The sequence below is a fragment of the Nocardioides sp. TRM66260-LWL genome (genome assembly GCF_020075545.1).
Lineage (GTDB): Bacteria > Actinomycetota > Actinomycetes > Propionibacteriales > Nocardioidaceae > Nocardioides.
The window spans coordinates 138252-144888 of the sequence record NZ_JAIQZK010000007.1 but is presented as its reverse complement, the minus strand read 5'-3'; the positions used below and the strand labels follow the sequence as shown (position 1 = coordinate 144888).

The 6637-nt window shown below is 72.4% G+C and carries 3 protein-coding genes and 1 riboswitch; of the genes, 1 reads left to right on the top strand and 2 read right to left on the bottom strand.

Going from position 1 to position 6637, the window contains the following annotated elements; genetic code table 11:
- The first annotated feature begins 392 nt into the window (after positions 1-392).
- A complete protein-coding gene (locus K8Z61_RS15800; protein WP_224130905.1) occupies positions 393-2642 on the top strand; it encodes a hypothetical protein in 2250 nt (749 codons plus the stop codon).
- Positions 2643-2688: 46 nt separating this feature from the next.
- Here K8Z61_RS15800 and K8Z61_RS15795 read toward each other — a convergent pair whose 3' ends face one another.
- Positions 2689-3741, bottom strand: a complete 1053-nt coding sequence (locus K8Z61_RS15795; RefSeq protein ID WP_224130904.1) for a ribonucleotide-diphosphate reductase subunit beta — start codon at positions 3739-3741, stop codon at positions 2689-2691.
- Entirely contained in the window at positions 3738-6209 is a 2472-nt protein-coding gene (locus tag K8Z61_RS15790; RefSeq protein WP_224130903.1) for a ribonucleoside-diphosphate reductase subunit alpha, read from the bottom strand. The genes K8Z61_RS15795 and K8Z61_RS15790 overlap by 4 nt, the downstream gene beginning before the upstream one ends.
- 159 nt (positions 6210-6368) lie before the next feature.
- A riboswitch (cobalamin riboswitch) is annotated at positions 6369-6578 on the bottom strand.
- Positions 6579-6637 lie beyond the last annotated feature (59 nt).

The window sequence follows — 6637 nt, the reverse complement described above, 5'->3', positions numbered from 1 at the left end:
GCGTCGCTGTCGCGCAGCAGCCGTGGGGTCCGAGAGGGCATGGCTTGATTCTATGCGAACACGCGTTCGAAGAGAAGTGGCTATCCCCAGATCAGACGAGGTTGTGAAGACCTCAGCCGAAGACAACTGAGAGAGGCAATGGCGGCAGCCGGCGACGGCGGACGGGGAACACCCGCTGTACCGAGACGGCGAGCGACCACCGAGTGCCATGACCGCCACGGCGACCACCGACATGCGGTGAGCCGACCGCCGGTGTTCGGGTGCGGGGGTCTCGACAAGCTCGACCACCGAAGCCGCTCGACGACCGAAGCCGCTCGACCACCGGCGCGCTCGACCGCCGAGACCCGTGCCCCTCGGCGTAACCGTCGTCACGTCCTGGTCGTTCACCCCCCGTGATCACCAGGACCCTCCCCGCGCTGGCGCTGCTGCTGCCCGCGCTCGCCCTGCCGTCCGCGTCGACCCCGGCCGACGCAGCCGTCGCTGCCGACGCGTCCGCCACCCCCCGCAGCAGCGCGACGTCGAGCCCGCGTCCCGGTCCGGCGTTGCTGTACGCGAAGCCCGTCGTCGCGCCGCAGCTGCAGAACCGTGGGGAGTGGGAGGCCGATCCGATCCTGATCTCGGGTGCCGAGGCGTACCGCGACGGCGAGTGGCTCTACCAGGACTGGCTGCAGGACGACCACGGCGCCCGTGGCGTGCCCGACCCGACGTCGCCCTACGACACCGTGAGCCACACGTTCTCGCCCGCGTTCGGCAGCTACACCTACCCGACCGACCCGGCGTGCGCGGGCAACGGCGCCGACCTCGTCGAATACCGCATCCGTCCGACCGCGCGCAGCACCGACCTGCGCGTCACCCTCAACACGCTCAGGGCGCCCGAGCGGACGGCGTTCACGGTCGCCTTCGGCGGGACGCCGGGAACGCAGGTCGCCTGGCCGCACGGGGCGGGCGTCAGCTCGCCGGCCTCGCTGTTCCTCACCTGGCACGGACGCACCGCCGAGCTGCGAGACGCGGACGGCACGGAGCTGACGCCGCGTCCGACCGTCGGGGTCGACCTCGCACGCAACCAGGTGACGGTCCGCATCCCGCGCGCCGCGTGGGATCCCGCCCGTCGGGTCGTCCGGACGACGATCGGCGTCGGACTGTGGGACACCGCCGCCGACCGCTACCTGGCGCCCGCGCCCACCCCCGCCACGGCGACGACGCCGGGCGGCGGCAGCCCGGTGGGGGCGGCGCTGGTGAACGTCGGACCCCGTCCGGACGAGCCGCTGCCGCTGATCGCCGGCGCGACCATCGTCGACACCGCGGCGGGCGCCGCGGCCACCAGCGCCTTCTGGCGGGAGCGTCAGCAGGCGCTGCAGCTGGCCCTGGGCGACGTCTCGCCGTTCTCCGCCGAGGTCGACTTCGGCCGGCTGCGCGATCGTGTGCGTGACGACCGGCGGGTGCCGCGCACCGGCCCGATGGACCGGATCCTCTCCAGCCGCTTCGGGTTCGGCGAGGGCCTCGACCCCTCCACCGTCTGCTTCTCGCTGGCCGGCGGCGCCCTCGCGGTCGGCGCGGCCGCCCCGGCGAAGGACTGCCGCGGCAGCGTCGTCGGGCGCCTGCAGTCGTACGGCCTGTACGTGCCCACCGGACGCCGTCCGAAGGCCGGATGGGGGCTGACGATCATGCCGCACTCGCTCTCGGCGAACTACAACCAGTACCTCGGCACCCGCAACCAGCGCCAGCTCGGCGAGCGCGACGGCGGCTCGATCGTCGTGACGCCCGGCGGCCGCGGACCGGACGGCTTCAGCGCCGGCGCCGCGGAGGCCGACCTCTTCGAGACCTGGGCCGACGTGCGTCGTCACCACCGCCTCGACCCGCGCTGGACCGCGATGACCGGCTACTCGATGGGCGGCTTCAGCACCTACCGGATGCTCGCCCGCTGGCCCGACCTCTTCGGGCGCGGGTTCTCGGTGGTCGGCGCGCCCGGGAGCGTGGGCGACCAGCTGGCCTCGCTGCGCAACAACCCGATCATGGCCTGGAACGCCGGGGCCGACGAGCTGGTCAACCTCCGCACCCAGCGCGACGCCGTCGCCGGGCTGCAGGCCGCGGGCGTCCGGTTCGAGCAGTGGACGTTCCCGGCCGCCGACCACCTCACCCTCGCCGCCAACGACGAGTACGGGCCCGGCGTCGCGTTCCTCGGCCGCCACCTGGTGCCGAAGGACCCGAAGCACGTCACCTACGTGGTCGACCCGAGCGAGGACACCCGGTTCGGCGATATCCGGGCCGACCACGCGTGGTGGCTGAGCGGACTGCGGACCGCGGACGGCACTCGCCCGGGCACCGTCGACGCCCGCAGCCTCGCGACCACGGCGGGCGATCCGCCGGTCGTGGCTGCGATCCCCGGCGCCGGGGTGCTCGTCGGCGGCCAGGAGCCGCTGCCCTACGTCACCGAGGGGCAGCGCTTCGGCGCCGCGCCGCGGGTCGTGGCTCGCGACGCCCTGGTGCTGACGCTGACGAACCTGCGCGCGGCGGTCGTCGACGTGCGTCGTGCGGGGCTCACCTGCGACGCCGCCGTGCGGGCGACCTCCGACGTCGAGGCCGTCGTCGAGCTGGCCGGCTGCGGGCGGACGCTGCGGATCCCCGCGACGCCCGCCCGCTGACCCGACCGCCGACTCGACCGCCGACCGCGGTCCGGCTCGGTGGGGCTCAGAACTCCTCGTCGAACCCCACCGAGCCGGTGACCCCGACCTGGTACGCCGAGACCCGGCGCTCGAAGAAGTTCGAGAGCTCCTGGACGTCCTGCAGCTCCATGAACGCCAGCGGGTTCGCGGTGCCGTAGATCGGCGGGAGGCCCAGGCGCTCCATCCGTCGGTCGGCGACGTACTCCAGGTAGCCGCGCATGTCGGCGGGGGAGAGCCCGGCGACGCCCTGCCCGAGCAGGTCGTCGGCGAACTGCGCCTCGGCGTCGACGCCCTCGCGCAGCATCGTGCGCACCTGCTCGGCGAGCTCGCCGTCGAAGAGGTCGGGCTCCTCCGCGCGCACGGTGTCGACGACGTCGAAGGCGAAGGCCATGTGCATCGACTCGTCGCGGAACACCCAGTTCGTGCCGGACGCGAGGCCGTTGAGCAGGCCGCGCGAGCGCAGGAAGTAGACGTAGGCGAACGCCCCGTAGAAGAACAGCCCCTCGATCACCGCCGCGAAGCAGATCAGGTTGAGCAGGAACGCGCGCCGGTCCTCGCGCGTGCGCAGCTCGCGGACGTCGAAGAGCGAGTCGATCCAGCGGAAGCAGAAGTCGGCCTTGTGCTTGATCGAGGGGATGTTGTCGACCGCCGCGAACGCCTGGCGCCGCTCCTCCTCGTCGGGCACGTAGGTGTCGAGCAGCGTCAGGTAGAACTGCACGTGCACGGCCTCCTCGAAGAGCTGGCGGCTCAGGTAGAGCCGGCCCTCGGGGGAGTTGACGTGCTGGTACAGGTTCAGCACGAGGTTGTTGGCGACGATGGTGTCGCCGGTGGCGAAGAACGCCACGAGCCGCGAGACCAGGTGTCGCTCGGCCTCGGAGAGGCGCTGCAGGTCGGCGAGGTCGGAGTGCAGGTCGACCTCCTCGACCGTCCAGGTGTTCTTGATGGCGTCGCGGTAGCGGTCGTAGAAGTGCGGGTAGCGCATCGGGCGCAGGGTGAGGTTCATGCCCGGGTCGAGGAGCATCCGGGTGTCGGCGCTGCTCCGGACGGGGGTGTCGGGGGTTTCGGTCAGGGTGGTCACTGGCAGGCCTCGCAGGTCTCGGGGTTCTCCAGCGAGCACGCGATCGCGTCGGCCTCGCTGGCGGGGACGGTGGGGACGGTCTGGACGTTCTGGACGGTCTGGACGGGGGGCTCGGAGGCGGGCGTGACCGCGACCGTCGTCTGCTGGATGCGCGTCGCGGGCCGCGAGCGCAGGTAGTAGGTGGTCTTGAGGCCGCTGCGCCACGCGTAGCGGTACATCGAGGAGAGCTTCCCGATCGTCGGGCCGGCGATGAACAGGTTCAGCGACTGGCTCTGGTCGATGTAGGGCGAGCGAGCCGCGGCGAGGTCGATGAGCGCCTTCTGCGGCAGCTCCCACGCGGTGCGGAACAGCAGCCGGACGTCCTCGGGCAGCTCGGCGATCTCCTGCACCGAGCCCTCGGCGCGCTTGATCCGCTCGCGCACGGCGGGGGTCCACAGGCCGCGCGCCTTGAGCTCGCGCACCAGGGCCCCGTTGACCTGCAGGAACTCCCCGGAGAGCGTCTCGCGCTTGAACAGGTTCGACACCTGCGGCTCGATGCACTCGTAGCAGCCCGCGATGCTCGCGATGGTGGCCGTGGGGGCGATCGCGACGAGCAGCGCGTTGCGCAGGCCGTGCTCGGCGACCCGCGCGCGCAGCGCCGTCCACCGCTCGGTCTGCGTGGGCACCGTGCCCGGCCACAGGTCGGGCTGCAGGACGCCGCCCGCGGCCCGGGTCTGCGGGTACGCCGGGTGCGGGCCGTGCCGCTCGGCCAGCTCGCAGCTCACCTCGAGCGCGGTCAGGTAGATCTCCTCCTGCAGCCGGGTCGAGAGCTCGCGGGCCTCCTCGGAGTCGAAGGGCAGGCGCAGCGCGAAGAGCACGTCCTGCAGCCCCATCAGCCCGAGCCCGACGGGCCGCCAGCGCGGGTTGGAGCGCGCTGCCTCCTCGCTCGGGTAGTGGTTGACGTCGATGACCCGGTCGAGCAGCGGCACCGCGGTGCGGACGGTGGCGCGCAGGCGCTCCCAGTCGACCTCGACGCGGCCCCCGGCGGGGTCGGTGCGCAGGTGCTGGGCGAGGTTGATCGACCCGAGGTTGCACACCGCGGTCTCGGTGTCGGAGGAGACCTCGATGATCTCCGTGCACAGGTTCGACAGGTGCACCACCGGCCCGCCCGGGGCGTCCGAGGTCTGGTTGCAGGTGCGGTTGCTGGCGTCCTTGAAGGTCATCCAGCCGTTGCCGGTCTGCGCGAGCGTGCGCATCATCCGCGCGTACAGCTCGCGGGCCGGCACCTGCCGCACGTAGCGTCCCTCGGCCTCGGCGGCGCGGTAGGCGGTGTCGAACGCCTCGCCCCACAGGTCGGGCAGCTCGGGTGCCTGGTCGGGGTCGATCAGCGACCACGGCTCGTCGGCCTCGACGCGGCGCATGAACTCGTCGGGGATCCAGTGCGCGAGGTTGAGGTTGTGGGTGCGCCGCGCGTCCTCGCCGGTGTTGTCGCGCAGCTCGAGGAACTCCTCGACGTCGGGGTGCCACGGCTCGAGGTAGACGCAGGCCGCGCCCTTGCGTCGGCCGCCCTGGTTGACCGCGGCCACCGAGGCGTCCAGGGTGCGCAGGAACGGGACGATGCCGTTGGACTGGCCGTTGGTGCCGCGGATCAGCGCACCGCGCGAGCGCACCCGGGAGAAGCCGAGGCCGATGCCGCCGGCGAACTTCGAGAGTCGCGCCACCTGGGCGTAGCGGGCGTAGATCGAGTCGAGCTCGTCGCGCGGCGAGTCGACGAGGTAGCACGAGGACATCTGCGTGTGCCGCGTGCCGGAGTTGAACAGCGTCGGACTGCTCGGCAGGTACGCCAGGCTGCTCATCAGCCGGTAGAAGCCGATCGCCTCGGCCGGGTTCTGCGCCAGGCCGCAGGCGACCCGCAGCAGGAAGTACTGCGGCGTCTCGATCACCAGCCGCGCCGTGGGGTGGCGCAGCAGGTAGCGGTCGTAGACCGTGCGCAGGCCGAAGTACTCGAAGCGGCGGTCGGCGTCGGGGTCGATCGCGACGTCGAGCTTGCGGGCGTTGTCCTTGACGAACCGCGCGGTGTCGTCGCCGATCAGGCCCTCGGCGTGGCCGAGCGCGATCGACTGGCTGAACGACGCGACGCCCTGCTGGCGCACCTCCTTGTCGAGGTAGCCGGCGAGCAGCCGCGCCGCCAGGCGGCTGTACTGCGGCTCCTCGCCGATCATCTCGGCGGCCGTCTGGATCGAGAGCCGGTCGAGCTCGGCGGTGGTGGCGCCGTCGTAGAGCCCGTTGATCGTGCGGGTGGCGACGCGCATCGGGTCGACGTCGTCCAGGTCGCCGGCGACGCGGTCGATGGCCCGGACGATCTTCGTGACGTCGACCGGCTCGGCGTCGCCGTTGCGCTTGCGGACCTGCATGGGGGTCCTGGTGGTGCCGGCTGTGGTTCCGGCGCTGGTGCCGGTCGGGGTGGGTGGTGCTGCGGTGACCGTCATGTCCCTCTCCTCGCGAGTGCGGTCTCGGGGTCCGAGGAGCGCGGAGGGACGCGACGACGGCAGTGCGCAGCGACCGCGTCGGGCCTGCGAGGGCGCGAGCGGACGAGGACGTCACCGGTGTCGTGCGGCCGTCCCACGCGGCCTCGGACCACCGCGTCCGGTCGGACGCGGTGCGCTGGCAGGTCTTCGGACTCGCGGGCGCGCCTCTCGGCACCTACTGGCCGTCGCTTCCCAGGCCCGGAGGGCCCAGTGCTGTTGACGGCGGTCGTTCCCACTCACCGCTGCGGGGCAGTCCCGGTCTTCCACCGGGTTCCCTGTTGCCACGACGTCCCCGGGTTGGGACGCCGAACCAGCTGCGTCAGCGACCATATCTGGTGAATGACACGGATGTAACCCCCAGATCTTGTGGTCGCCTCGGCTCGGGCGTG